Here is a 25,660-nt window from a genome sequence, read left to right on the forward strand (position 1 = left end):
CGCGGCATAACAGATGGGAGCGGGCTATAGAAACCCCGGTTGCGCGAACATTTCCTTGAATGACCTAAGGTTTAAAGGGAAGTTGGGTGCAGTACGGCCCAAAAAATCGCAGGTTTCCATTTTCAGTGGGGAGTAATTTACATGACAAAGCAGACATTTCGGTCCTTTGCTTCGGTGCTGGCGGTTAGCGCCAGCCTGTTTGGTACACAGGTTTTCGCTAAATCCGACGTTACCATAGCGTTGCAACTAGAGCCGCCGCATCTGGACCCGACCAGTGCCGCAGCGCAGGCCATCGATTCGGTGGTTTACACCAATATCTTCGAAGGCCTTACCCGGTTTATGGGTGACGGATCGGTGGTTCCTGGTCTGGCTGAAAGTTGGGAAATCTCGGAAGATGGCAAGGTCTATACCTTCAAGCTGCACGATGGGGTTACCTTCCACGACGGCACCACGATGGATGCCGAGGACGTCAAGTTCAGCCTAGACCGCGCCCGATCCGAGGATAGCGCAAATGCGCAAAAAGCCCTGTTTGCCGGGATTGAAAACATCGAGGTGGTCGACCCGTTGACCGTCAAGGTGATCCTGTCTGAGCCAAACGGGAACTTCCTGTTCAACCTGGCTTGGGGTGATGCGGTTATTGTCGCGCCCGAAAGCATCGAGGGCATCAAGACCAACCCCGTCGGAACCGGCGCTTTTACCTTTGGTGAATGGGTGCAGGGCGACAGTATCACTCTGAATCGCAACCCGGACTATTGGGGCGATCAGCCTGCGTTAGAGACTGCTACGTTCAAGTTCATCTCGGACCCGACGGCGGCTTTTGCGGCCATGATGGCCGAAGATATCGACGTGTTCGACAACTTCCCTGCGCCAGAAAACCTGCCGCAATTTGAAGCTGATCCGCGCTTTCAGGTGCTTGTCGGTTCGACCGAAGGGGAAACCATTCTGTCCACCAATAACAAGATGCCACCTTTCGATGATATCCAAGTGCGTCAGGCATTGGCCCACGCGATTGACCGTCAGGCGATCATCGATGGAGCGATGTTTGGCTACGGCACGCCCATTGGCACGCATTTCGCGCCACACAATCCGGCTTATGTCGATCTGACCGAGAACTCGGCCCACGACCCCAAAAAGGCCGCCAAGATGTTGGCCGATGCTGGATATGCAGAAGGGTTTGAAACGACGCTGCATTTGCCGCCCCCATCCTATGCCCGCCGCGGGGGTGAGATTGTGGCCGCCCAACTGGCCGAGGTCGGGATCACGGCCAATATCATCAACGTTGAATGGGCTCAGTGGCTGGAATCGGTGTTCAAGGGCAAGGATTTCGGGCTGACCATCGTCAGTCATACCGAGCCTATGGATATCGGGATCTATGCGCGCCCTGACTATTACTTCCAGTATGACAGTACGGATTTCCAGGCACTGATGGACACGCTGAATTCGACGACAGACCCCGAAGAACGCACCCGTCTGCTGGGTGAGGCACAGCGCCTGATCGCAGACGACTACGTCAACGGGTACCTGTTTCAACTGGCCAAGCTGGGCGTGGCCAAGGCTGGAGTTCAGGGCCTGTGGGAAAACGCGCCCACGGCCGCAATCGATCTGACGCAGATCAGCTGGTCCGAGTGACTCAAGGCAGGGGCCGCTGGTTCACGGCCCTTGCATTTAATGTTGTCGAGTGAGCCAAGGATGATTTTGTTTCGTGTCCTGTTTCTGGTTTTTGTGACCGTTGCCCTGGCGGCAACGACTGTGGAACCGGTTGTGGCGCAGAACATTCTGGACAGTCGGTTGGATACACCTATCGGGACGCCAGAGAACCCGCTGGATGTTGGCATCGGTATTAGAATCGATCAGATCACCACCGTTGACCAGAAGGCCGAAAACTACGGTGCCGTGGTTGTGCTGCGTGTTGAGTGGACCGACCCTGCGTTGGCTTTTGACCGGCAAGAGCTGGGGCGCGATTTCCGGGTTTTCAACCCCCCGGCGCTGGCCGATCATGCCGCTGAGATCGGGACGGTGGTACCAGCATTCGTCATTCACAACCAACAATCCAACAAGTGGATTCACGAAGCCGCCGCCTCTCTGCGATATGACGGGCGGGTGTTGTATGTCGAGAAATCCTCGCTGACATTACAGGCCCCACATTTCGATTTTCGGAAATACCCTTTCGACACACAGGAGTTTCATTTCGAGGTCGTTTCGATCTTTCCATCCCAATATGTGTCCTATCATCCGATGAACGAGTTCTCGGGCCTTGGTGACCTGCTGGGCGAAGAAGAGTGGATTCTGGACAATGCGCGGCTTGAAACCTCTCAGGTCACGGGCCTTTCCGGTCAGGACAGCGATCAGGTTGCGCTGATCTTCGAAGGCCACCGGCATCTGACCTACTATGTCATTCGGGTGTTTCTGCCGATGCTGGTGCTGATCTCGGTTGGCTGGGCACTGTTCTTTCTTGATGAATACCGCAAAAGGATCGAAATTGCCGGAGGAAACTTGCTGGTATTCGTAGCTTTCAACTGGGCGATTTCTGCTGATCTGCCAAAGCTTGGATACCTGACATTTCTGGATTTCGTTCTGCAATGCATGTTCCTGATGACCGGGGCTTTGATTGTGTTCAATGTCGCCTTGCGCAGGCTCAAAGTCTCGGGTCGCGAATCCGGGGCGCGCAAGTTGGATAACTACGCCATCAAGTGGATTTACCCGCTGGGTTACGCTGCAATCGTTGGCTATGCAGTTTTTGCCTATCTTCTGGTTCCATAGGTGCTGGACCGGGAGGGCGCGCACCCCTAACGTGGCCTCGATGCTTCGCTATGCCCTCAAACGACTGATATCGCTGGTGATCAGCCTCGCCGTCGCCTCGGTCGTTATATTTGCCGTGATTGAGGTAGCGCCCGGTGATCCGGCGTCATTCATGTTGGGCGTCAATGCGCAAGAGGATACGCTTGCCGCTCTGCGGGCCGAGTTGGGTTTGGATGTATCCAAGGTGCAGCGGTATTTCAATTGGGTTGGCGGGATGATGGTGGGGGATTTCGGAACCTCTTACACCTATCGCACGCCCGTGTCGCAGATGATCGCGGATCGGCTGTGGGTCTCGCTGCCCTTGGCGCTGTATGCGCTAACTCTGTCCACCGCGATTGCGTTTCCGGTAGGCATCTATGCTGCCGCGCGCCGGGGAAGACCGGGCGATCTGACGGTAATGGGGGCAACACAGCTGGGCATTGCAGTGCCGAATTTCTGGTTCGCGATGATGCTGGTCCTAATCTTTGCCATCAACCTGCGCTGGTTCAATGCCGGAGGGTTCGCAGGCTGGGCTATGGGGTTCTGGACCGGAATGCATTCCCTGACACTGCCCGCAATCGCGCTGGCCCTGCCGCAGGCGGCCATTCTGGCGCGAGTCATGCGGTCGTCTTTGTTGGATATATTGGGTGAAGACTTCATGCGTACCGCGCGCGCCAAAGGGCTTTCGCGTCGTCAGGCCCTGTGGCGGCACGGGGTGCGCAACGCGCTGATCCCGGTTCTGACCATCATCGGGTTGCAGTTTTCCTTCCTGCTGGCGGGATCTATTATTATCGAACAGGTCTTTTATCTGCCCGGTCTTGGGCGATTGGTGTTTCAGGCAATCTCGGCCCGCGATCTGATTGTAGTGGAATCCGTGGTAATGCTGCTGGTCTTTGCGGTCATTACCGTGAACTTTCTGGTCGATCTGGCCTATGCAGCCGTTGATCCAAGGTTAAGGAGCCGGACATGAGCCGGAGCCTGATCCTTGGGGCTTGTCTGTCCTCGCTGGTGCTGCTGGCGGCGGCGGTTTCATTTGTCTGGACGCCCTATGACTACGCCGCACTGAACATCCCAGACAAACTGCAGCCCCCCAACGTGCTGCATTGGTTTGGTACGGATCATTTCGGACGCGACATGTTCTCGATGATCATGGTCGGTGCCCGTACCTCGATTGCCGTGGCTTTGGTGGCGGTGGGGATTGGCATGGCGCTGGGCGTGCCTTTGGGCCTGACAGCGGCTGCGCGCAAAGGGTCGTGGCTGGACGAGCTGATCATGCGCGGCAACGATCTGGTCTTTGCTTTCCCGTCTCTGGTCATCGCCATCCTGATCACTGCTGTGTTCGGTGCTGGTGCGATAAATGCGATCATCGCCATTGGCATTTTCAATATCCCGGTTTTTGCACGCATCACTCGCGGCGCAGCGCTATCTCTATGGGAACGGGAGTTCATCCTAGCCGCGCGCGTTTCGGGCAAAGGTGCGGCACGGATATCGGCTGAGCATATCCTGCCTAACGTCGCCAACCTCCTGATCGTTCAGGGCACCATCCAGTTCTCTCTGGGCATTCTGGCTGAGGCTGGCCTGTCCTATGTCGGTCTGGGCGCGCAACCGCCCACGCCAAGTTGGGGCCGGATGCTGGCAGATGCGCAGACAATGGTCAGTTTTTCCCCACATTTGGCTCTGATTCCGGGTCTGGCGATCATTGTCACGGTGCTTGGGTTGAACCTGCTGGGAGATGGGTTGCGCGATTGGCTGGACCCCCGGATCAGGGTGGCGCGCACATGAGTTTACTTGAGATCGAAAACCTGTCGCTGTCCATTCACGGCACGAACATCCTGAAACAGGTCAATCTGTCCATTGCGCCCGGTCAGATCGTGGCCGTGACCGGGGAAAGCGGATCGGGCAAATCGATGACCGCGCTCGCGGTGATGCAGCTTTTGCCGGACGGGGCCAAGACGACCGGGGTCATCCGGCTGAACGGCTTAGATCTGCTGGACCGCGACGAAAACGATATGTGTACTCTGCGCGGTGCAGCGATCGGTATGGTGTTCCAAGAACCTATGACCGCACTGAACCCAGTTAAAACCATCGGCGATCAGGTGATGGAGACCATCCTGATACACAAGGCCATGCCGCCCAGACAGGCGCGAGACCGGGCGGAGGAAGTTCTGACCCGTGTTGGCCTACCGCCGGATCGTTTCCCGCTGTCCCGCTTTCCGCACGAACTGTCCGGCGGGCAGCGTCAGCGTGTCGTGATTGCGATGGCGATCGCGTTGCGTCCCAAGCTGTTGATCGCGGATGAGCCGACCACAGCGCTAGATGTGACAACGCAGGCGCAAATCCTCAAGCTTCTAAAAGGGCTGGTGTCGGAATACGACATGGGGCTGTTGATGATCACCCATGATCTTGCGGTGGTCGCGGATATGGCCGACCAAATTGTTGTTATGCGCCATGGCGAAGTCGTCGAATCCGGGGCCACTGACCACCTGCTACACCACATGCAACATCCATATACCCGTATGCTGTTCAAGGCTTCGGGGTATCAGGTATCCCTGCCCGAACTCGCGCAATCCCGCCCTTTGCTTGAAGTGACAAATGTCATTCGCGACTATCGTCTGCCTCGCAAGGGGCTGTTTGATACACCGGGGCACCACAGGGCAGTGGACCAAGTCAGCTTTACGCTCAATAGCGGAGAACGTCTGGGCCTGGTCGGCGAGTCGGGGTGCGGAAAATCGACCCTAACAAAGGCGATTCTGGGCCTTGAAGAAGTTCAGGGTGGTGACATTCGTCTGGATGGCCAGCCTGTCTTTTCGGGTCACAAACCCAACCTCGCCGTGCGGCGCAAGATGCAGGTGGTCTTTCAGGACCCCTATGGTAGCTTCAATCCACGTCACCGCGTGGCCCGGCTGATCACTGAACCGTTCCATCTGCTCGATGCTCCTGTAATGGGGTCCGAGGGGCAGGACCGGATCGCTGAAATGTTGACAGCGGTGGGTCTTAGCCCGGATGACGCTGGTAAGTATATCCATGAATTCTCGGGCGGTCAGAGACAGCGCATCGCCATCGCCCGTGCCTTAATCATCCGGCCCGAACTGATCTTGTTTGACGAGGCTGTTTCGGCCCTTGATGTGTCGGTCCGGGCCCAGATCCTCGACCTGCTGGCCGAACTATGTGAGGCCTATGATCTGACTTATCTGTTCATCAGCCATGATCTGAGCGTCGTGCGCACCATCACTGACCGCGTTATGGTGATGCGGGCCGGAAAGATCGTCGAAGAAGGCGATACCGAAAGCGTCTTCTCTGACCCACAACACCAATACACAAAAGACCTGATTAATGCCGCGCCAGTGCTGCCAGACATTGGTCGGGATGTGGCGTGAACCACATATTAGAGCCGAATATAGGAGTATCTCATGCCCAGCCCCCTTTGGTTTGATCCAAGCCTGTGTCTGATCGGCGGCAATTGGGTGCCGCCAGCCTCAGAACAAACATTGCCTTTGATCAATCCTTCTGACGGTTCAGAGATCTGCCAGATCGCAAGGGGTGGCGCGCATGATGTTGATGCTGCGGTCAAGGCGGCTCAGACTGCGATTGACGGGGATTGGGGACGAAAGACTGCGCTGGAGCGGGGCCGTATCCTTACGCGTATGGGAAGGATGGTTTTGGAGCGTGTCGAAGACCTGGCCACGCTAGAGGCCATGGATGTCGGCAAGCCCCTGACGCAGGCACGCGCAGATGCGGTTGCGTTGGCACGGTATTGCGAATTCTATGGTGGGGCCGCGGACAAGGTCATGGGCGAGACCATCCCGTATCTGGATGGCTACACCGTCTATACTTTACGGGAACCGCACGGCGTGACGGGGCATATCGTGCCGTGGAACTATCCGATGCAGATCATCGGGCGGTCGGTTGGGGCTGCGCTGGCGATGGGCAATGCCTGCGTTCTGAAACCTGCGGAAGAAGCTTGCCTGACCGCGCTGGCCTTTGCGCATCTGGCGCAAGAGGCCGGTTTGCCCGCCGGTGCCCTGAACGTCGTACCCGGGTTGGGGGCCGAGGCGGGGGCGAGTTTGGCGGGCCATCCGGGCGTGCACCATGTCTCGTTCACTGGGTCAGTTGCCACTGGGGCGCTGGTGCAGCAGGCAGCGGGGCAAAACGTGGTTCCTGTGACGCTGGAGCTTGGGGGGAAATCACCTCAACTGGTGTTTGACGATGCTGACCTGGATGCTGCCCTGCCGTTTTTGGTCAATGCGGGGGTTCAGAATGCCGGACAAACCTGCTCTGCCTCGTCACGTATTTTGGTACAGCGCGGGGTTTATGATCAGGTCAAGCAACGCATGGCAGCGGCTTATGCATATTTGACCGTTGGTCCCGCGCAGGATGATCTGCGCGTTGGCCCGCTAATATCGGGCCGTCAAAAAGAGATCGTGTCGGGCTTTCTGGCCAGGGGCGCAGACCTGACTGTCGCAGGGCAAGGTCGGATTGTAGACGGTGCCCCGTCTGAGGGGGCCTATGTTGTGCCGACGCTGTTTGCGGACGTTCCGCCCGATCACGGTCTGGCCAAGGATGAGATTTTCGGCCCGGTTCAGGTGCTGATCCCATTCGACACTGAGGAAGACGCGGTAAAGATCGCCAACAGCACCGAATACGGGTTGGTTGCGAGCATCTGGACCCGCGACGGGGCACGACAGATGCGGCTGGCAAAGCAACTTCGCTCCGGTCAGGTGTTCATCAACAACTACGGTGCGGGTGGTGGCGTAGAGCTGCCCTTTGGTGGTGTCGGAAAATCCGGACACGGCCGCGAGAAAGGGTTCGAGGCCCTTTATGGCTTTTCACAGTTGAAAACGGTCGCGGCGTGCCATGGTTAGAGCCTAAACGATCACCTCGATTGCCTCTTGCGCGCCTACGCCGAACACTCGTTTGTAGCGTTCGATCTGATCCTTCGGTCCCATCGCCTTTTCCGGGTTGTCCGACAGTTTCACGGTCGGCTGGCTATTGGCGGACACAGCCTTGCAGACCAGTGAGAACGGCGCCAACGCGTCGTTTGGCACGAGTCCGCGGAAGTCGTTGGTCAGCAAAGTGCCCCACCCGAACGAGACTTTGGTTCTGTGGGCGAATTGAGTGTGCAGTTCCCGAATTTTGTCGACATCCAGACCATCCGAGAAAATCACACGCTTTTCCAGGGGATCTTCTCCTCGAGACTGCCACCACTTGATAGCGGTTTCCGCGCCTGTTGCGGGATCACCGCTGTCGATGCGAATGCCGGTCCATCCGGCCAGCCAATCGGGCGCGCGATCCAGAAAGCCCTGCGTGCCATAGGTGTCCGGCAGAATGATGCGCAGATTGCCGTCATGTTCGTCGTGCCAGTCGCTCAGCACGTCATAAGGCGCTTGCGCCAGTTCGGCATCGTCTTTGGCAAGGGCACTGTAGACCATCGGCAGTTCGTGCGCGTTGGTGCCGATGGCCTCAACTTCGCGCCGCATCGCGATCAGACAGTTAGATGTACCAGTAAAGGACGGTCCCAGACCCTCGATCATGGCCTGCACGCACCAGTCCTGCCAAAGAAAGCTGTGTCGACGCCGGGTTCCGAAGTCAGCGATCCCAAGCCCGTCAATATCCCGCAGTTGTTCGATCTTCTTCCAAACGCGGGTCATGGCCTGGGCATATAGCACTTGCAGCTCAAACCGCCGCATGTTGTTCAGCACCGCGCGCGAGCGCAGTTCCATCAGAACCGCAAGCGCCGGGATTTCCCACAGCATGACCTCGTGCCATTTGCCCTCAAAGGTCAGCTCGTACTGATCGCCCTTCCGTTCCAGGTGATAGGGCGGCAGGCGCATGTTTTCGAACCATTCCATGAAATCCGAACGGAACATCTGGCGTTTGCCATAGAATGTATTGCCCCGCAGCCACGTGCTTTCGCCCCGGCTGAGGCTAAGCGACCGGATATGATCCAATTGCTCGCGCAGTTCGCCTTCATCGATAAGTTTTGCCAATGGGGTGTGATTCGACCGGTTGATCAGGGAAAAAGCCACATCTGTTTGGGGCTTATTTCGAAACACTGACTGGCACATCAGCAGTTTGTAGAAGTCCGTGTCGATCAAAGACCGTACAATCGGGTCAATCTTCCATTTATGATTGTACACGCGTGTCGCAATATCGACCATGGGGAACTCCTGCGATTTCCGTTGTTAGATCAATCAGTGCGTGGAATGGCAAGAGTCGCTGGAATGATGACAATGACAAGGTCAGGTCACATTGCGAGCATATTGTGTGTTCTTTTCACAGTTTAGTGAAAAGAAAGGGATGGTTGAACGAGGTTAATTTGGTGAATGGTTCTCGAGTACGATTTTGACATCGTTGTTAACGAACAAGCGGATGAGGAAACCGGTTCCGAGCAATTGGACCAGTGCGCCACACGCGCGCGATTCCGTCATGTGAAAACGGCTGACGCGCTCAGATCGGCGTCACCTAAGATTCGTTTGATTTTTCAGGAAGCCGGGTTCGATCTGGATTCGACTGACAGCGACATTATGCACGGGTATTACCCTACACGGGATGTAGCCGAACGCGAGCGGATTTTGCGCGCGTTGTTCACGAATATTCGGGAACTTGGCATCAGTGGCGAATATTGCGGTGAGTTCGATTTTCATCGCTTTTTGGACAATGTCAAAACGGCCAAACCGCGCAACGATCAGCGCCCAAAAGTCGAGAATTGGACGCCGAACCCGCGCTACAAATCACCTGCAACGCCCGAGCGCCGCACATTGCCCGGACGAATTGGCGTTGCATTGGGACTGGCGGTGATCTTGTTCGCAGTGCTCAGGTATCTTGCCGAAAAAGGCGCTACGCCTTAGATCAGCGCAACACCGGCGTCACGCATCGCGGCCTTGGCGGCTGCCAATGATCCATCCATGTCGATCGCCCGACATGCGTCCATGCGCACGGTGACATCAAATCCCAAGCGGGCAGCGTCAACAGCCGAAAAATGAACACAGAAATCTGTGGCAAGCCCAACTAGGGTCAGTTTGGTGATCCCGCGTGATTTCAAGTAACCTTCTAAACCGGTCGGTGTCTTTTGGTCGTTCTCAAAAAATGCGGAATAGCTGTCGATACCGCGTCGAAAGCCCTTGCGAATGACAAGATCGGCATGGGTCTTCAGGTCCGGGTGGAATTCCGCACCTTCGGTGCCCTGCACACAGTGATCTGGCCACAAGACTTGAGGCCCGTAATGCATGTCGGTTGTTTCAAATGGGGACTTGCCGTCATGTCCGCTAGCAAAGGACGAATGCCCCTCAGGGTGCCAGTCCTGTGTCAGGATCACGGTGTCAAACTCAGCCATCATAGCGTTGATGTGGGCCACGATCTCGTCACCTCCAGGCACAGCCAGCGCACCACCGGGGCAAAAATCGTTCTGAACGTCAACTACAATCAGGGCATGGGTCATCAGGGTCTCCTCACATTGCCCTATCGGTAGGGGGCTGGGCGGGGGGCGTCAATCCGGTCCCTTGCGACTCTGGCCCAGCGGGTTTAGACCGCGCGCATGTATACGATCGCTGCTCTCTATCACTTCACCCGTTTTTCGGATCACGTGTCCCTGCGCGACCCGCTGCTGGACCTTTGTCGCGCGCAGTCAGTTAAGGGCACCTTGTTGCTGGCTGCCGAAGGGATCAACGGAACCATCGCAGGCCCGCGTGGCGGGATCGATGCCGTGCTGGCCCATATCAAGGCTTTGCCCGGTTGTGCGGATCTTGAGTGGAAAGAGGCCACATCCGATCACCCGCCCTTTGGCAAAATGAAGGTGCGTCTGAAAAAAGAGATCGTGACCATGGGCCAGCCGGACGTCGATCCGCGTGCCCGCGTCGGCAATTATGTCGAGCCTGAAGACTGGAATGATCTGATCCGCTCTGACGACGTGGTCGTGATCGACACTCGCAACGATTACGAAGTGGCGATTGGTACTTTTGAGGGCGCAATAGACCCTGAAACAGCCAGTTTTCGTGATTTCCCGGCCTGGTGGGAAGAAAACAAAGACCGCTTTCACAACAAGCGGGTTGCCATGTTCTGCACCGGCGGCATCCGTTGTGAGAAATCCACCAACTACCTGTTGGGGCAGGGGGTCGAGGATGTGTACCACCTGAAAGGCGGCATCCTGCGGTATCTCGAAGAGATGCCCGCCGAGGACAGCAGCTGGCAGGGTGAGTGCTTTGTTTTCGATAATCGCGTCTCGGTCGGACATGGGTTGGTCGAAGGACCACACAACCTGTGCCACGGCTGCCGCCGCCCGATTCTGCCCGAGGATATGAAACGCGCGGAATACGAGCACGGCGTGTCCTGCTATCGGTGCATCAATGAGACTTCGGATGCGGACAAGACGCGTTTCAGGGAACGTCAGAAACAGATCCTGTTGTCGCGTCAGCGCGGGCAAGAGCATATGGGCGCTGAATGACAGGCGAATGATTTGGGTTGCGGGTACAGGCCGGAACCCTGATGATCGCGGAAAAACCTAGGTCATCGGAGGTTTTATGCACCGCGAACCTACAACACTGGAAGAGTGGAAATCGACGCTTATCGCAGCGGTCGGACTGGTTATTGCCAGTTTTTTCGCGTGGTATGGTCTGTCGCGCCTGAGTGAGGCGGCCGCAGGCGAAACCATCGGTACTATTGTGTCGGTCTGCCTGGTGGTTTGGGTCGCATCGCAATCTTGGTACTACATGACACAGGTGAAACTGCCGCATCGACGCTTGTTTCTGATGGGTGTGTCCTTCATTCAGGTCGTGCCGTTCTTGTTCGCGGCGGCGTATGGCGCGTTCGGCTACGCCGACAATTGCGTGGTAGGTGCAGATGCTCCAGCAGATTTCCTGTATTTTTCATACGTCACCTTCACCACTGTGGGATATGGCGACATGATCCCAACAGGTTTATGTCGCGGGCTGGCCGTCGCTGAGGCTGTTACCGGCTACATCCTCTTGGGTATGTTTGTTGCTGCTACGGTTGCGCTCTATACCCGCCACCATAAACATTAGACGGCCATCATTTGTTCTGATCAATCCAGCGGGACATCATCTGTTTGTCGCGGAAACACTCGGACGGGATAGGCCTGCGCTTGCTACGGGAAATGCGTTCGGCAAAGGCAACCTGCTTACCGGTTGGATAGTCCGCAAAGGGCGATGGATCGGTTGGCTTGTGCGCCGAAATCCAGGCAGACATCGACTTGCGATCCCGTTGTGCCTCGACCGGGATTTCCAAGGCCGACTGCTGGGCAATTGCACGAGCGTATCGCATTTGCCGGTCTGTGACGGGCAACAGGTGATAGTCGTTTGATGGGCCATCCATGGCCGGGTTGCGGGCGTGGTAAGACATCGGATTGTTTCTCTGACTATGTAGAACATAAATGGAACATTAAGCTTTTTATTCAAGAGGGAGCCGATTCACATCAGCGGGAGTCCGCCGTGAATTGCTTTTATTGACTGGTCAATCAATAAAATATAAATGCGAAAGAAAGGACTTCTAAGAAGGAAATCGGCATGAAGTTTCAGCCCAAAGCGAGCCATTTCATCAACGGCGCATATGTTGAAGATACCAACGGCGCCCCTATCGACGTGATCTACCCGGCCACCGGTGAAATCATCGCCCGGCTGCACTCTGCCACGCCGGATATTGTTAATCAGGCTCTAACAAGTGCCAAAAACGCTCAGGCAGAGTGGATGGCAATGTCCGGGACCGAGCGTGGTCGCATCCTGAGACGGGCATCTGACATCATGCGTGACCGCAATCGCGCGCTTTCGATCCTCGAAACCCACGACACCGGTAAACCCTTGCAGGAAACCCTGGTGGCCGACGCCACATCGGGTGCGGATGCGTTGGAGTATTTTGGGGGGCTGGCTGCGTCATTGACGGGTGAGCATATCCCGCTGGGCGGCGGAGACTTTGTCTACACCATCCGCGAGGCGCTGGGCGTTTGCGTCGGTATCGGGGCATGGAACTACCCGACCCAGATCGCATGCTGGAAAGGAGCCCCTGCGCTGGCCTGCGGCAACACGATGGTCTTCAAACCGTCCGAGACCACGCCCCTGTCGGCGTTGCAGGTGGCCGAGATCCTGATCGAAGCGGGCGCGCCAAAGGGCGTCTATAACGTGATCCAGGGCTACGGCGATGTTGGCGCATCGCTTGTGACCGATCCGCGCGTGGCCAAGGTTTCGCTGACCGGGTCCGTTCCGACCGGTCGCAAGGTCTATGCCGCGGCCGCTGATGGTATGAAGCATGTCACCATGGAACTGGGCGGCAAGTCCCCGATGATCGTGTTCGACGACGCTGATATCGAAAACGCTGTTTCGGGTGCGATCCTGGGCAACTTCTATTCCTCGGGTCAGGTCTGTTCGAACGGCACCCGTGTCTTTGTGCAGAAAGGCGTCAAAGAGGCATTCCTCAAGCGCCTCTCAGAACGTCTGGCCACTGCGAAAATTGGTGATCCGCTGGATGAGGACGTCAACTTTGGCCCTATGGTCAGCGAAAACCAACTGAACATCGCGCTGAGCTATGTCGAAAAGGGCAAGGCCGAAGGTGCGCGCTTAGTATTTGGCGGTGAGCGGATCGACGGTGACGGCTTCTACATGCAGCCCACAGTGTTTGCGGATGTGACGGACGATATGGCCATCGCGCGCGAAGAGATCTTTGGTCCGGTCATGTCTGTGCTGGATTTCGATACCGAAGAAGAGGTGATGGCCCGCGCCAACGACACCGAGTTTGGATTGGCAGCCGGTGTCTTCACCAACGACCTGACGCGCGCGCACCGCATTGTGGCCGGGTTCGAGGCGGGCACCTGCTATATCAATACCTATAATCTGGCTCCGGTCGAGGCCCCGTTTGGTGGATCCAAAATGTCGGGTGTCGGGCGCGAAAACTCGAAACTGGCGATCAATCACTTCAGCGAGATGAAGACGGTCTATGTTTCGATGAACGACGTAGAAGCGCCTTACTAATCAAAACCGGCCATTCAAGCTCTGTTCCCGACATTTCGCGTCGGGAACAGAGCATAAGCCACATAAGACATGTGGCTGACTTCCTCCAAAGGGTGCCGTTTTTGGTTCCGTCGGTGGGAGATCAAGTTCATGAAAACGCATGCACAGGCCGTGGTCATCGGCGGAGGATTGGCTGGCTGTTCGATCCTGTACCATTTGGCAAAGCTTGGTTGGCGGGACGTTGTCCTGCTTGAACGGGATGAACTGACCAGCGGATCAACCTGGCACGCAGCGGCCAATATCCACGGGTTGCATGACAACAACAACATCACCCGCATCCAGCATTACACAATGAACCTGTATAAAGAGCTGGAGCAGGAAACCGGCCAGAGTTGCGGAGTGTTCCAGCCCGGTTCCCTCTATCTGGCGCAGACAGAAGAACGCGAGCACCAGTTGCGTTTGCAAGAGGCCAAGGCTCGATTCTATGGGCTGAATTTCCACGAGGTAAGCCGGGAGCAGGCGAAGGAACTGCACCCTCTGGCACAATTCGACGATATCCGCTGCATCATGTACGAACCTGACGGCGGAAACGTCGATCCCTCAGGCGTACCGCATGCTTATGCTGCGGGCGCGCGCGCGATGGGCGCGACGATTGAGCGGTTTTGCCCAGTATTAGGCACCGAACAACAGCCCGATGGGTCTTGGATCGTGCGCACGGAAAAGGGTGACATCCATACTCAGTGGGTGGTGAATGCCGCAGGGCTTTGGGGACGTGAAGTGGCGGCGCTGGCTGGACTGACGCTGCCGTTGCAGCCAACCGAACACCAGTATTTCGTAACCGAATCCATCGACGAAGTCGCCAATCTGGGCCGCCGCCTGCCCTCGATTGCGGATCGGGATGGCGAGTACTATTTCCGGCAGGAAGGCAACGGGCTGCTGATAGGTGCCTATGAGAAGGACATGAAGTTCTGGGCCGAAGACGGTACGCCGCTGGACTTCGCCCATGATCTGTTCCCCGACGATCTGGACCGGATTATGGAGAACGTGATCCGCGCCACCGAACGTGTGCCAGTTGCCGCCACCGCTGGGGTCAAACGGGTGATCAACGGACCGATGATCTGGTCTCCGGACTCCAGCGCCTTGTGGGGTCCGGTGCCTGAGTTGAAGAACTATTTCCTTTGCGGCGGTCTGATACCGGGCTTTTCTCAATCAGGCGGTCTGGGTCTGCTGGCGGCGCAATGGATGATCGAGGGAGAGCCTCAATACGACATGTTTGCCTGGGATCTGGCGCGGTTTGGCGACTGGGCGGACAAGAAATTTACCAAGGCCCGGGTTGAGGACCAGTATACCCACCGGTTCGCCATCCACTTCCCCAACGAGGAACGCAGCGCAGGCCGTCCGGCCCGCGTGCGCCCGGCCTATGAAATGCAAAAGGACATAGGCTGCGTCTTTGGTCTGAACTGCGGCTGGGAGCATCCGCTGTGGTTTGCCGATCAGCCCGACACAGAAGAAACGATCGGCTTTACCCGCCAGAACTGGTGGGACCCGGTGGGCCGCGAGGTAAAAATGCTGCGCGAGAGCGTCGGCGTGATCGACATCTCGAACTTCGCCAATTACGTCATCAAGGGGCCGGGCGCTTATGAGTGGCTGGACAAGCTGGTGGCCAACCGGGTGCCGACCGTGATCGGGCGGTCCTGCCTGACGCCGCTGATCTCGGTGCGCGGGGGTGTGGCCGGCGACTTTACCATCACCAAGGTGGCCGAGGACGAATACATGATGATCGGCTCGGGTATGGCCGAGCGCTATCATCAGCGTTTTTTCAACATGATCGACCTGCCCGAAGGCACCACGTTCGAGGCGGCGACGGACCGGATTGCGGGCTTCAACGTCGCAGGGCCCAAATCGCGTGACCTGCTGCAGCGGCTGACCAATGCGGATTTGACGAACGAGGCGTTCCGCTTCATGCGCTCGGCTACGATCGAGGTTGCCGGCGTCACCTGCCTTGCGATCCGTGTCAGCTTTACCGGTGATTTGGGGTGGGAGTTACACTGCGCAGAAGAGGACCAGATCAGGCTCTACTCAGCACTGCTTGTGGCTGCGAAGGAGTGCGACGGTGGTCCGGTGGGCGGCCGCGCGTTGGGGTCACTGCGGATCGAGAAGGGTTATGGCTCCTGGGGCCGCGAGTATTCTCAGGAATACTGGCCGCAGGAGGTCGGGCTGGCAGGTCTGATCAAGCTGGATAAGGACTTCCTGCACAAGGACGCCTACCTGGCCGTCAAGGATAACGCCCCGCGCGAGGTTCTGTCGATTTTTGAGGTCGAGGTGACGAATGCTGACGCGTCCGGTGGCGAACCTATTTTTACACCAGATGGCGCACCGGTCGGACGTGTGACCTCAGGGGCCTATGGCTATTCAGTCGGCAAATCCCTGGCCATCGGTTATGCAAATCCGGCAGTCGTACAGCCGGGGGATATGGTGGAAATCTTCATCCTCGGCAAACCGCATAAAGCCAGAGTTTTCGCCGAACCGCCCTTTGATCCATCGGGTCTCCGGCTGCGCGATGTCCAACCCAAGGTGATGGAGGCAGCCAAATGACCGGCACGCTTGATCGGGTCACGGATTTTGCCCTGAACCTTTCAGCGCACGAGATGCCTGACAGCGCGAAAGAGGCCGCTGCCCTGATGATGCTCGACACAATGGGCATCCTGATCGCCTCCGGCCCGATGGAGGCCGGCGTGATCGCGCGCGATACTGCCGCGCTACTCTACGCAAGCGCTGATGCGGCATTCAGCGTTCCGATGATGTTTGATGGCCGCCCCGTCAGCATGGCGGGCGCTGCCTACGCAGCAGCCACACAAACCGACAATTTGGACGGGCATGACGGCTACAACCCGACTAAGGGGCATATCGGTGTCGTCGTCCTGCCTGCGTTGGTTTCACTTGGTGCGCCTTGCCCTGACTTGTCCGGCCCCGAAGCCCTGGCTGCCGTCGTCACAGGATATGAAATTGCGGGACGTGCGGGGCTGTCGCTGCACGCATCGGTCAGCGATTATCACACGTCCGGCGCGTGGAACGCACTGGGTGTGGTGGCCATGGCCGCGCGCATGCGCGGGTACACGCCAGAGCAATTTCGACAAGCGTTGGGAATAGCAGAATACCACGGACCTCGAAGTCAGATGATGCGCGAGATTGCAAATCCGACGATGCTGCATGACGGATCGGGTTGGGGCGCGATGGTTGGCATATCATCTGCGATCCTGGCTGAACGTGGTTTCAAGGGCGCCCCGGCCATCACAATCGAAGATGCTGATGTTGCGTCGTTTTGGGATGATTTGGGTCAGTTCTGGCAGGTCGAACACCAATACGTAAAACCTTATCCGATTTGTCGCTGGGCTCATGCGGCAATTGATGGCGTTCGGGCTGTGATGATGGAGAATGACCTAGCCCACGACCAGATCCGATCCATCCATATCAACAGTTTTCAAGAAGCGGCCTGCCTGTATGGCGGGATGCCTGATACCACGTCTCAGGCCCAATATTCTCTGCCTTTTGCTGTGGCGGTTCAGGCGATCCATGGCCGGATAGGGGTCGAACATATCTCGGGTGCGGGTCTGTCTGATCCGGCGGTGGCAGAGTTGGTGTCGCGTATTCACGTTCTGGAAGATGCGCGCCACAGTGCACGCTTCCCGCAGGGGCGGTGGGCCGATGTCACCTTGAAATCGACCGATGGGCTTGTGTTCGAATCCGGCGACACTCACGCGCGCGGAGGGCCGGAGGCCCCGCTCAGCAGCGGAGATGTGATCGCCAAGTACACCGAGTTTGCCGCGCCAATTGTCGGTTCAGACCGCGCGGACGCGATCCGCGCGGCCATATTGGGTTGGGTCGAGCCTACATCCAGATTGTCGGACCTGATGCCGTTGGTCTTTGATCCGTAAAAGCGGCCGATGCGGGCTGCGGGCCGACGCTCAGCGGGCACCTATTGAAAGACAAACCGTGAATGCAGGTGGCGGCGACCTGATCCGCTATTGGTCCACCTTCGCAAGCAAATCCAGAATGTGCTGGCGTGTTTTTGCGCTGTCATCCAACAAGCCCTTCGCGTCAGCTAAAGGTTTATCCTGCATTCGTGTTGGCGGAACGGACAGGAGCTGCGTTGTTTGCTGAACTGCGAGGAACTTTGTGTCGCGTTCGGGCTCGACCGTTTCCGGATGATCGGCCAACCAAAAGAACCGATCGGCTTTTTCGTCTGCACCCACAGCCCGCAAAAGCTGACCAGCTGCCACGTAATCGTCCGTCATCTGCAATGCTTGCCCTCGCAAAAGCTGGGCCGCGTCTGATGGATCGTCGGCCAGCTCCAACATCGCTTGATGTGGTCGGCGTTGCAGTAAGGCAGCGCGCGCGCGTAACCGTGCCCTTTCTGCGCGTCGGACCTTGTCCTGTGGCCGGCTGGCCAACTCCAGCGCCGCGTCCGCAAAACCAAGGGTGACCAAACGCTCGGCCATCGCCACGCTTGTATCTGTGACTAGCGCCAGTTTCTGCTCGGGTGTCAGGGTAACGACCCGTCTAAGGAATGTCGCGTCGTCGGCGCGTTCGGTCAGGATTTGGGCGACGCGGTTCAACGTTTCGATGGCATTGGCCTGTGTATCTTGGGCGCTCAGCAGATCCATCGCCATGTCGAACTCATGGCTTAAGCTTAACGCAACGATCTGTGTTTGCAGCATGCGCGGCCCGATTTCAGACCGGCGAAACTCCACGACGTAAGAGGCCGCAAGATCAAGTTCTTGCGGAGATATTGCCCCACGTTCCGACCATCGCTTGTCGACCAGTCGCGTAAGCGCAATCGGTGCCTCCAACTCTGCACTCGACGCGGCGATGATCTCGTTCAACAGAGCTTCTGACTTCGGGCCGTCGCCTTCGGCAGCCGCGACCTTGGCCTTGGCTTGGGACGTATCGGCGCTGTCCTCAGTCGCAACGCGGTCGACCGCGCGCAACACGCGCCTTGCTGGTTCAAGTTTCCCAGCATCTGTCAGAATTTCCGCCAATGTCGGCCCAACATGACGGCGCAGATGGGCGGGCAAGCGCGCAAAAGACTGTTCGATCGATTGCAAATGGGCCTCTTCCTGCAGCACTCCTTCGATCAAAAGAGCCCAAAGCGCGGCGTCGCTTTCACACCGCTGAAGACTGGTAAACGGGTTCGGATGGGACGGCTGTGCGCCATCAAGGTACCGGGCTATGGCGGCAACCCGATCTGTGTCCGGCGCATGCCGCCCAAGCAATTCAAGCGTCCGAAGAGCCTCTGCGCCGAACCCGAAATTGGCGTATAGCTGCGCCAGCTTCAGCGTTTCATCTTCGTCGAGATGATCGAATTCTTTGAACAAGGCGGCGCGCAACGAAGCCACCTGTTCCGGAAAGGGAGTTGCCCCAGACCAACGGTCAAACCCAAGCTCAGCGCTTGAGATGCAGGGTGGGCGTTGTTCAAGCTGCGGCAGGGATGGCCCTAAAAGTTCATTCAAGCCGTCCAGAACGGATGTCACATGAATATTCGCATTAAGATCTGAGGGGCTAAAGGGATCGTTCTTGGGGACCGACAGCCTTGGTCCGACTGGAGCAAGCCTCAAATCAACGACTTCCCGGTCAGAACCGCGCAGTAGCAGGGTAGAGAGCTGTTCTTCAAATCGTTTTGCGTTCAGGCTTAGCAGTGGCAATTCGAGACTCTGCAGATTTTGCGCAACCAACGGGTCTTTCTCTTTGGACGCTTTGGGCAAAACAGGCGACGGTATATCAGTGCTGATTGTGGGTGGCGCCGAGCCTGGTGCAATATCCACCACGATCATCGTGCCCTTGAACAGAAAGGCATTGGCAACACAGTCGCAGCCAAATTGCATATCAAGTGCCGCGCCCGGTTCGAACTGAGAGATCGCGGCCAAGCGGTTTTGCGTCAAACGCTGGAAAACGGCTGCTGTGTCGAAGTTTACCTTTTCCAGTTGGACACTCAGACGCGCACCATTTTTCTTGTGCGACAGCATCCATTTAGTGCCCGGTGGAACCTGTGCGACCAGTCGCGTATACCCATCATGTTCGCCCGAGCGTACCTGCACATTTTGTGCTTGAACCTGCGCTGCCGCGGCGGTTAGCGCCAAAGCAAGAAAAACTGTCCGGATCATGCCGCTGCCTGTTTGAGTTCCTTCAACGCATCTTCCAGCTCAGAAAATCCGGGTCGGTTATGTGTCGGCGTGTTCTGGCGGCCAACTTCAATGCACATGGCTGCGTTATGGTTGTGCAGGTTGGCGACCAGAACCTCTTTGATCAGCTGATAAAAATGGTTGTCCTCTTCGACCACCGCTTTCAGCTTGCCCGCGAACGGGCCAACCAGCCCATAGGCCAGAAACACGCCCAGGAATGTCCCGACCAAAGCGCCACCGATCAGTTTACCCAGCACTTCGGGTGGTTGGTCAATGGACCCCATCGTCTTGATTACGCCCAAAACGGCGGCCACGATCCCAAGTGCGGGCAAACCATCGGCGACGGTTTGCAGCGCGTGGCTGGAATGCATGGCGTGGTGAAAATTGGTCTCCATCCGTTTTTCCAGCACTTCTTCAACTTGATGTGGATCGTCGTAATTCATCGACGCGGATCGCATGGTGTCGCAGATCAGATCGACAGCTTCCTTGTCCTTTTGAATCTTCGGATAGGCCGAGAACAGGGTTGAGTTCCCAGGGTCTTCGATGTGCTGTTCCACTTCGACCGGATTGGCCTTGGCGATGCGGATCAGAGAAAACAAAAGGCACAGCAGATCGCGGTAGTCTTCGGGTTTCCATTTCGGGCCTTTAAAAACTTTACCCATGTCCTTGATCGTATCTTTGACCGCGCTCAAGTCGTTGCTGATCATGAATGCGCCAACGGCCGCGCCGCCGATCATCATCATCTCGAAAGGGAGCGATTTCATAATGATCGTCATCTTGCCCCCGGCGGCAAGATATCCGCCAAACACCATGGCGAAAATGACGACGATTCCGATGATTCCGATCATGGGCGGTCTCCTGCAATGTCAGATGCGGGGGTAAAGTACATGTGCGCTACTCCTGCGGAGCCGCAGCATTGCGACCGGCCATGATCACACTGATCGTATAGGCGGCTTCGGGGCTGAGACCGGCCAGAACACCTGCTGCTGCGTCAGGTGGCATCCGCGACAGAAAGCCAGCCGCAAAGCCGGGGTCCATGGTTTCGAACAGGGCGGCTGCGTCCTTGGGCTTCATGCTCTGATACACATCCGTCAGGCGCGTCAGATCGGTCTCGGCGGCTTTTTCGGCGAAGGCCAGTGTCTGTCGCAGCGACTCTTCGGCCTCCTGCAAGGCAGCCAGGCGCGTTTCAATCGCCTGATCCGCGATATCGAGCGCCTTTTCCTTGTCTTCCAAAGCGGCCTCTCGTTTTTTGAGTGCGTCTTCGCGGCGTAGCAATTCAGTCAACAATTCTTGCGCACCGGGCTGTTCGGGTTGGCTGCCCCTCGCCAGCGATGGGGCGAGATCGGATCCTTTAGCCAGCGCGGGGCCGGCCTCGAATCCTATTCTGATCGCGGCGGAACCGATCATAAGCATCGCGATCACCGCAAGAACGCCGCCTTTGGGGCGATTTTCCGCCCGCTTCCGCCTCATGTCGCGGCCTCGCTGCGGCTGTGACGCAGGAACATCAACCCACCTGGACGTTTGACCTGAGTCTCGGCTGGCGCGTCTTCTTCAATAACGGGCACTGAGGTGGTTTGGGACTGTTCTTCTGAAACAACCGGCTCAGGTTCTGGTGTAGGGATCTCGGTCGCCTCATCATCGTCCGGCACTACGTCATGCATCGAGGCCATCATCAGCTCAAGCCGCTGCGCCACTGTTTCGGCGCGCTCGGTTAAATCCTTCAGCGCGACGCCAGATTGATCCGAGGCGTCGCGCGCTGAATCCAGTGACCGTTTCAACTCTTCCGCTTGGGATGACAGCACGCTCACGGCACCACCGACGCCTCTTTCAAGGTCGGTAAAGCGTTTCAACCGTCTGGACAGGACGAAACAATAAAGACCCGCACCCAAGGCACCTGCCACCAGCAAAATATCTGCAATCAGCTCCAACTTCGCCTCCTAGTTCAGTACGAATTCCATGACGAGAACATCGCGCACACGGCCTTCACCGACGACGATTTCGACACGCCGTAACAGATGTCCTCGGATGCGCATAAGCGCGAGCGAATCCTCAAGATCCGTTACCTCAATCGCGCGTAGATATCCGTTCAGCACGTCCATGATTCGCGGTTTCATCTTTTCCACATCCGCCATGTACGGCGCGTTCACCTCGAGCTGGGCGTGAAACTTCAGATGTCGCGAATCGCTGGCGTTTACCGACACGACGACTGGGGCAAGGTCAACGAATCCAACCTTTGGCAGAGCCTTGGCAGGCTTGCTTTTCTCTGTTTCCTCGGCGTTTTGTACAACGGGTCTTCCACCTATTGGCAACAGGCCGGTGGTGGTCAGGAAATACCCGCCCGCAGCACCGGCTATCGCCAGAATCGCGCCTATTATCATTCCCTTTTTCCCAGATTTTTCCTGGACTTCTGCCTGTTCTGCAGTCGCGTCGGTCATGACGTCCTCATTCCTACAATCTGCAATCGTCATAACCCGACAGGGACTAACCGATTGTTAAGGGCAATCGTCCAAACAAGGGATGCGTCGCACAGAATGTCGGCGAGTCGGAGGTGATCGTGCAGCAGATCGGAACTGTCTGGGCAAATTTGGACAGGCGTAAACAAATCATTGTCGCGGGCGCAGTCGTGCTGGTGTTTTTGGGGATCCTTGCGATGTCGCGTCTGGTGACAACGCCGTCGATGACCCTGCTTTACGCCGGATTAGAAAGCGGCGCTGCGGGGGATATCGTCCGTTCATTGGATCAGCGCGGGGTGCAGTATGAGATTCGCGGTGGCTCAATCTATGTGCCGGGATCACAACGGGATGAATTGCGCTTGACGCTGGCCAGCGAAGGCCTGCCTGCAACGGGAAACCGGGGCTACGAGCTGCTGGATTCGCTCAGCGGGTTTGGCACAACATCGCAGATGTTTGACGCCGCATATTGGCGCGCCAAGGAAGGTGAATTGGCCCGAACCATTGTAGGCAGCCCCCATATCAGTCAGGCGCGCGTGCATATTGCCAATGGATCAGCCAATCCGTTCCAGCGCAGTGTTGCACCAACCGCATCGGTCTATCTGGTCGCATCAGGCACGGACATAACGTCGGATCAGGCAAAGGCGATCCGGTTCCTGGTGTCGTCCGCAGTCAGCGGACTGGCGCCCGAGAACGTCACCGTCATCGATTCGAATGGCGCAGTGATCGGGGCACAGGACAACCCGGTGTCCGCAGATACCGCTGACGATAAATCGCGCCAGCTGCGCGAGCGGGTTCTGCGTCTGGTCGAAGCCCGGGTCGGAGCTGGAAATGCTGTCGTCGAGGTGAGTGTCGATACGGTGACCAAGACAGAATCAATCCGCGAACGGCGTTTTGATCCCAATGGCCGTGTGGCCATCAGCACCGATGTCGAAGAGCGTTCGGACAGTGCTCGCAACCAATCCGGGGATGTGACGGTTGCGTCAAACCTGCCCGATGGCGATGGCGCGGGCGGGGACGAATCCAATTCGAACGCAACCCAGACCCGAGAACGGGTCAACTACGAGGTTTCCGAAACCGAGCTTGAGGTTCACAACGGTCCCGGCGCGATCAAGCGACTGACGGTGGCTGTTCTGGTAAACGGAACGCGATCCGTGGACGCAAACGGCAGTGAAACATTCACGCCGATGCCGCAGGCCGAGATGGATGCACTGCAAGAGCTTGTGGCCTCGGCAGTGGGCTACGATGCCGAGCGGGGCGACGTTATTACGCTGAAATCGCTGGATCTTCCGGTGGTGGAGCCGCAGGGCAGTTTGGCAACCGCCTCGCTGTGGCAGAAATTTCATATTGACGCGATGTCGCTAATTCAAATGGCAGTGCTGGCGCTGGTTTCGTTGGTGCTTGGTATGTTTGTCATCCGCCCCATTTTGACGCAGCCGGCGACCGTTCCGGCGCTGTTGTCCGCAGGTACGGCTCAGGAACCTGACGCATACCTGACCGGCGAAATTGCGACGGAAGAGGGCGGGCAATTCACCACCTTGCCAGGGCAGGCGCCCACAGGGAACGTTCCGGCGCTTGCGACCGATGCCGGGGCGGACCCCGTGGATCGGCTCAGGGCGATGATCGGCGACAAACAGGAAGAAACAGTCGAAATCCTGCGCAGTTGGCTGGAAGAAGGTGAGGAGCGTGTGTGATGTCGATTGCCCATCTTCTTGAGGATTTCACTTTACAGGCCGGCGGTGGACAGCTGCACGTACTAGATGAGGACGCGTTAGAGGAACAAAGGCTGGCCTCGTTCGAGCAAGGCTATAGCGCCGGCTGGGAAGACGCGGTCCAGGCGCAAGAGCAGAGCCGGGGGCAGGTTTCGGCCGAATTGGCCAAATCGCTCGAAGATATGTCTTTTACCTATCATGAAGCGGTTAACCGGATGGCCCTGTCGCTGGAACCAATGTTTCAGAGCCTGACACAGCTGGTTTTGCCTGAAATGCTGGACCGAGGGTATGCCGTTCGGCTTGTCGAGCAGCTCACCGACATGGCGCGCGGGCAGATCGGACAGCCCATGCAAATCTTCGTACCCTCAGGTTGTGTGAACGAGGTGGAGGACCTGATCCCCGCCGAGCTGTCATCGCCTGTGCAGGTGATCGAAGACCCGTCGCTTGAAGCAGGGCAAGCGCAGCTCAAGGTCGGGATTTCCCAGCGCGAGGTGGATTGCAGCGGTTTGCTTGCTGCAATCGATCAAGCCTTTCAGGCGTATGTTTTTCAGGCAAAAGAGGCAGTGACCAATGAGTGATCCGCAAACCCCGATATCCGAGAAACCCAACCCGTTCGAGGCCGTTCCGATTGAAGTCACCGTATCGGTTGGCCGGGCGCGCCCTTTGATCCGTGATCTGCTGAACATGGGGGAAAACGCCGTGCTGATGCTGGACAAACGCATTGAGGATCCGGTTGACCTGTATGTCGGCGACCAGCTTGTGGCACGCGGTCTGCTAGAGGAGATGGAGGGCGAGCAGGCCGGTCAACTGGCTGTGCGTCTGACCGAAATCGCGGACCTGCAAAACGGGATCGGCTGATGCGCCGAGTTCTAATTCTGGCGGTCGCGTTTGCGGTGCTGACCCCGTCTCTGGCCACGGCACAGGAGTTATCTGTTTCGCTGGGCGAGGGCGGTTCGATTTCTGCGCGAACGATTCAGTTGATCCTTTTGATCACAGTGCTCAGCCTGGCTCCGGGATTGGCGATCATGATCACCTGCTTTCCGTTTCTGATCACCGTTTTGGCGATCCTGCGCCAGGGTATCGGGTTGCAGCAATCTCCTCCCAATATGCTGATTGTCAGTCTGGCGCTGTTTCTGACCTATTTCATCATGGAGCCGGTCTTTTCCGAAGCCTGGACAACAGGAATTCGGCCGTTGGTCGATGAAACGATGGAGGTCGAGCCTGCATTAGAGCGTGCATTACAGCCGTTTCGCGGTTTCATGGCTGCGCGATTGGACCCCGATACGTTTCACGCCATGGCCGCCCTGCGCCCCGGTGGTGATGCCTCAACGCTGTCGCCCGACGCGCCGCTGTCCATCCTGATGCCGTCTTTCATGCTGTCTGAAATTGCCCGCGCTTTTCAGATCGGGTTTCTGGTCTTTCTGCCATTTCTGATCATCGACCTTGTGGTTGCGGCGGTGCTGATGTCGATGGGGATGATGATGGTGCCGCCAGCCACAGTGTCCTTGCCGTTCAAACTGGCGTTTTTTGTCATCGCCGACGGGTGGTCCCTGATCGCCAGCGCGCTTGTGCGCAGCTATTCCACCTAG

The 25,660-nt window shown here is 57.4% G+C and carries 24 protein-coding genes; 16 read left to right on the forward strand and 8 right to left on the reverse strand.

Annotation, left to right across the window (positions count from 1 at the left end):
- The first annotated feature begins 141 nt into the window (after positions 1–141).
- The 6 genes from AC2FFH_RS17425 to AC2FFH_RS17450 are packed head-to-tail and all read left to right on the forward strand — an operon-like array spanning position 142 to position 7,640.
- Entirely contained in the window at positions 142–1,629 is a 1,488-nt protein-coding gene (locus AC2FFH_RS17425) for an ABC transporter substrate-binding protein (protein ID WP_496844940.1), read from the forward strand.
- 60 nt (positions 1,630–1,689) lie between these two features.
- The gene (locus AC2FFH_RS17430) at positions 1,690–2,760 is read left to right on the forward strand and encodes a ligand-gated ion channel (RefSeq protein WP_282170148.1); all 1,071 of its coding nucleotides are present in this window, start codon (positions 1,690–1,692) and stop codon (positions 2,758–2,760) included.
- Positions 2,761–2,800: 40 nt separating this feature from the next.
- Positions 2,801–3,748 carry an ABC transporter permease gene (locus AC2FFH_RS17435; protein ID WP_496765628.1) on the forward strand — a complete coding sequence of 316 codons (948 nt, stop codon included), beginning with the start codon at positions 2,801–2,803 and terminating at the stop codon, positions 3,746–3,748.
- A complete protein-coding gene (locus AC2FFH_RS17440) occupies positions 3,745–4,560 on the forward strand; it encodes an ABC transporter permease (protein WP_496765625.1) in 816 nt (271 codons plus the stop codon). Before AC2FFH_RS17435 ends, AC2FFH_RS17440 begins: the two co-directional genes overlap by 4 nt.
- Positions 4,557–6,155 carry an ABC transporter ATP-binding protein gene (locus tag AC2FFH_RS17445; protein WP_496765622.1) on the forward strand — a complete coding sequence of 533 codons (1,599 nt, stop codon included), beginning with the start codon at positions 4,557–4,559 and terminating at the stop codon, positions 6,153–6,155. The genes AC2FFH_RS17440 and AC2FFH_RS17445 overlap by 4 nt, the downstream gene beginning before the upstream one ends.
- Positions 6,156–6,188: 33 nt before the next feature.
- Positions 6,189–7,640, forward strand: a complete 1,452-nt coding sequence (locus AC2FFH_RS17450; protein WP_496765620.1) for an aldehyde dehydrogenase family protein — start codon at positions 6,189–6,191, stop codon at positions 7,638–7,640.
- A 3-nt stretch (positions 7,641–7,643) separates the two neighbouring features.
- Here the strand turns inward: AC2FFH_RS17450 and pncB are convergent, their stop codons facing one another.
- On the reverse strand, positions 7,644–8,936 hold the full coding sequence (gene pncB, locus AC2FFH_RS17455; RefSeq protein WP_496765616.1) for a nicotinate phosphoribosyltransferase: 1,293 nt from the start codon (positions 8,934–8,936) through the stop codon (positions 7,644–7,646).
- 165 nt (positions 8,937–9,101) lie between these two features.
- On the opposite strand from pncB, the gene AC2FFH_RS17460 reads away from it, so the two are divergent.
- Complete coding sequence (locus AC2FFH_RS17460; protein ID WP_496765612.1) at positions 9,102–9,626, forward strand: hypothetical protein; 525 nt, start codon at positions 9,102–9,104, stop codon at positions 9,624–9,626.
- Here AC2FFH_RS17460 and pncA read toward each other — a convergent pair.
- On the reverse strand, positions 9,623–10,216 hold the full coding sequence (gene pncA / locus AC2FFH_RS17465) for a bifunctional nicotinamidase/pyrazinamidase (protein WP_496726424.1): 594 nt from the start codon (positions 10,214–10,216) through the stop codon (positions 9,623–9,625). The genes AC2FFH_RS17460 and pncA overlap by 4 nt on opposite strands.
- 96 nt (positions 10,217–10,312) lie before the next feature.
- Between pncA and trhO the strand changes: the two genes are divergently transcribed.
- Both trhO and AC2FFH_RS17475 read left to right on the forward strand, forming a co-directional pair.
- Positions 10,313–11,218, forward strand: coding sequence for an oxygen-dependent tRNA uridine(34) hydroxylase TrhO (gene trhO, locus AC2FFH_RS17470; RefSeq protein WP_496765609.1), 906 nt, complete (start codon positions 10,313–10,315; stop codon positions 11,216–11,218).
- Positions 11,219–11,294: 76 nt separating this feature from the next.
- Positions 11,295–11,795 (forward strand): potassium channel family protein, encoded by a 501-nt coding sequence (locus tag AC2FFH_RS17475; protein WP_058275022.1) that lies wholly within the window; start codon positions 11,295–11,297, stop codon positions 11,793–11,795.
- A gap of 7 nt (positions 11,796–11,802) precedes the next feature.
- Here AC2FFH_RS17475 and AC2FFH_RS17480 read toward each other — a convergent pair whose 3' ends face one another.
- Positions 11,803–12,132 carry a hypothetical protein gene (locus tag AC2FFH_RS17480; RefSeq protein ID WP_282170153.1) on the reverse strand — a complete coding sequence of 110 codons (330 nt, stop codon included), beginning with the start codon at positions 12,130–12,132 and terminating at the stop codon, positions 11,803–11,805.
- Positions 12,133–12,296: 164 nt separating this feature from the next.
- Here AC2FFH_RS17480 and betB point away from each other — a divergent pair, with 164 nt between their 5' ends.
- The 3 genes from betB to AC2FFH_RS17495 all read left to right on the forward strand — a co-directional run bounded on the left by betB (position 12,297) and on the right by AC2FFH_RS17495 (position 17,665).
- Complete coding sequence (betB, locus tag AC2FFH_RS17485) at positions 12,297–13,751, forward strand: betaine-aldehyde dehydrogenase (RefSeq protein ID WP_496765607.1); 1,455 nt, start codon at positions 12,297–12,299, stop codon at positions 13,749–13,751.
- Between the two features lie 129 nt (positions 13,752–13,880).
- Complete coding sequence (locus AC2FFH_RS17490) at positions 13,881–16,325, forward strand: GcvT family protein (protein WP_496765602.1); 2,445 nt, start codon at positions 13,881–13,883, stop codon at positions 16,323–16,325.
- On the forward strand, positions 16,322–17,665 hold the full coding sequence (locus AC2FFH_RS17495) for an MmgE/PrpD family protein (RefSeq protein ID WP_496844942.1): 1,344 nt from the start codon (positions 16,322–16,324) through the stop codon (positions 17,663–17,665). Before AC2FFH_RS17490 ends, AC2FFH_RS17495 begins: the two co-directional genes overlap by 4 nt.
- 87 nt (positions 17,666–17,752) lie before the next feature.
- Here AC2FFH_RS17495 and AC2FFH_RS17500 read toward each other — a convergent pair whose 3' ends face one another.
- Genes AC2FFH_RS17500 through AC2FFH_RS17520 form a run of 5 tightly spaced genes read right to left on the reverse strand, consistent with a single transcriptional unit; the run spans position 17,753 to position 22,344 of the window.
- The gene (locus tag AC2FFH_RS17500) at positions 17,753–19,891 is read right to left on the reverse strand and encodes a hypothetical protein (protein ID WP_496844943.1); all 2,139 of its coding nucleotides are present in this window, start codon (positions 19,889–19,891) and stop codon (positions 17,753–17,755) included.
- Positions 19,888–20,757, reverse strand: a complete 870-nt coding sequence (gene motA, locus AC2FFH_RS17505) for a flagellar motor stator protein MotA (protein WP_496765596.1) — start codon at positions 20,755–20,757, stop codon at positions 19,888–19,890. The genes AC2FFH_RS17500 and motA overlap by 4 nt, the downstream gene beginning before the upstream one ends.
- Before the next feature lie 46 nt (positions 20,758–20,803).
- Positions 20,804–21,379 carry a MotE family protein gene (locus tag AC2FFH_RS17510; protein WP_496765591.1) on the reverse strand — a complete coding sequence of 192 codons (576 nt, stop codon included), beginning with the start codon at positions 21,377–21,379 and terminating at the stop codon, positions 20,804–20,806.
- Positions 21,376–21,837 (reverse strand): hypothetical protein, encoded by a 462-nt coding sequence (locus tag AC2FFH_RS17515; protein ID WP_496844944.1) that lies wholly within the window; start codon positions 21,835–21,837, stop codon positions 21,376–21,378. Before AC2FFH_RS17515 ends, AC2FFH_RS17510 begins: the two co-directional genes overlap by 4 nt.
- A 9-nt stretch (positions 21,838–21,846) precedes the next feature.
- Entirely contained in the window at positions 21,847–22,344 is a 498-nt protein-coding gene (locus AC2FFH_RS17520) for a flagellar basal body-associated FliL family protein (protein WP_496765584.1), read from the reverse strand.
- Between the two features lie 119 nt (positions 22,345–22,463).
- On the opposite strand from AC2FFH_RS17520, the gene fliF reads away from it, so the two are divergent.
- Genes fliF through fliP form a run of 4 tightly spaced genes read left to right on the forward strand, consistent with a single transcriptional unit; the run spans position 22,464 to position 25,660 of the window.
- The gene (gene fliF, locus AC2FFH_RS17525; protein ID WP_496844946.1) at positions 22,464–24,053 is read left to right on the forward strand and encodes a flagellar basal-body MS-ring/collar protein FliF; all 1,590 of its coding nucleotides are present in this window, start codon (positions 22,464–22,466) and stop codon (positions 24,051–24,053) included.
- Positions 24,053–24,649 (forward strand): FliH/SctL family protein, encoded by a 597-nt coding sequence (locus AC2FFH_RS17530; protein WP_496844948.1) that lies wholly within the window; start codon positions 24,053–24,055, stop codon positions 24,647–24,649. Before fliF ends, AC2FFH_RS17530 begins: the two co-directional genes overlap by 1 nt.
- Positions 24,642–24,929, forward strand: a complete 288-nt coding sequence (locus AC2FFH_RS17535) for a FliM/FliN family flagellar motor switch protein (RefSeq protein ID WP_496844949.1) — start codon at positions 24,642–24,644, stop codon at positions 24,927–24,929. The genes AC2FFH_RS17530 and AC2FFH_RS17535 overlap by 8 nt, the downstream gene beginning before the upstream one ends.
- Complete coding sequence (gene fliP, locus AC2FFH_RS17540; protein WP_496844950.1) at positions 24,929–25,660, forward strand: flagellar type III secretion system pore protein FliP; 732 nt, start codon at positions 24,929–24,931, stop codon at positions 25,658–25,660. The genes AC2FFH_RS17535 and fliP overlap by 1 nt, the downstream gene beginning before the upstream one ends.

Source organism: Ruegeria sp. YTSC003, assembly GCF_059609785.1.